The 1156-nt window shown below is 62.9% G+C and carries 2 protein-coding genes; one reads left to right on the forward strand and one right to left on the reverse strand.

What is annotated here, in order from left to right; genetic code table 11:
• The first annotated feature begins 95 nt into the window (after positions 1-95).
• Positions 96-431 carry a hypothetical protein gene (locus BMY22_RS24215; protein ID WP_143068638.1) on the forward strand — a complete coding sequence of 112 codons (336 nt, stop codon included), beginning with the start codon at positions 96-98 and terminating at the stop codon, positions 429-431.
• A gap of 57 nt (positions 432-488) precedes the next feature.
• Here BMY22_RS24215 and BMY22_RS23495 read toward each other — a convergent pair.
• On the reverse strand, positions 489-1156 hold a 668-nt coding region (locus BMY22_RS23495), incomplete at its 5' end, for an IS3 family transposase (RefSeq protein WP_143068639.1).

Genomic DNA, 1156 nt, shown 5'->3' on the forward strand with positions numbered 1-1156 from the left:
TCCGCTACGACAAGCTGAAGCGAAATTACGAGAGCATGGTGGCCATGGCTTGTGGGTTCCTGTGGCTCCCCATGTGAAACGTCAACAGGCCCTAGTTGCGCGACCTCGGCCGCGAGCTGTTCCTCGCCGACCCTTTTCAACGCCGCTTCCGCCAGATTAAGGCAGTTACGCCGATGGCGCGGGCGTGGTTCGCCGAAGAAATTTCGGTTGGCCGCACACTTGGTCAACAAGGTCGCCCCAACCAACCTCAATTTCGTCGGGGTCCCGGCGCGCTCGTCTGCTCATGCTTCCAGCTCCTGCACGATGTCGAGCAGCCGGAAAGCCAGGTCATCACGGCCGCCACGGATAGAAAGCTCGATTGCTTGCCGGATCAGGGACGCGGCACCAGCCAGGGCGTCGGCTCGGGTTGTCGGCGACTCGTAGGGTGGTAGGAGGAAGGTCTTTGAAAGTGAACCGCCCCGGGAATCTCGGAGGCTCTTTGGTGTGAGTCATGCCGCCAGGGCGGACTCGTCGAGTTGTCGATAATACGCCGCTTCAGCTTCCGCCGGCGGGATGTTGCCGATCGGTTCCAGCAGTCGACGGTGGTTGTACCGGTCCACCCAGGTCAGCGTGGCCAGCTCCACGGCCTCGCGGTTCTTCCAGGACTGGCGATGAATCACCTCCGCCTTGTACAAGCCATTGATCGTCTCGGCCAGGGCGTTGTCGTACGAGTCACCCACACTGCCCACCGATGGCTCGATGCCAGCCTCTGCCAGGCGCTCCGTGTAGCGGATCGAGACATACTGCACCCCTCTGTCACTGTGATGGATCAGCCCGCCCTGTACCGGCTGACGGGCATACAGCGCCTGCTCCAGGGCATCCAGCACGAAGTCGGTACGTGCCGAACTGGAAACCTTCCAGCCGACGATCCGCCGGGCGAAGACGTCGATGACGAAGGCCACGTAGACGAAGCCCTGCCAGGTCGACACATAGGTGAAATCCGATACCCACAATACATTCGGCCGGCTGGCCTGGAACTGGCGATTGACATGATCCCGCGGGCACGGTGTCGCGCGGTCGCCGACCGTGGTTCGAGGCGTCTTGCCGCGCACCACGCCCTGCAGGCCCAGTCTGCGCATCAGCCGCTCGACCGTGCAGCGCGCCACCTCGAAGCCTT

It is taken from the genome of Azotobacter beijerinckii (assembly GCF_900110885.1).
Taxonomy (GTDB): Bacteria; Pseudomonadota; Gammaproteobacteria; order Pseudomonadales; family Pseudomonadaceae; genus Azotobacter; species Azotobacter beijerinckii.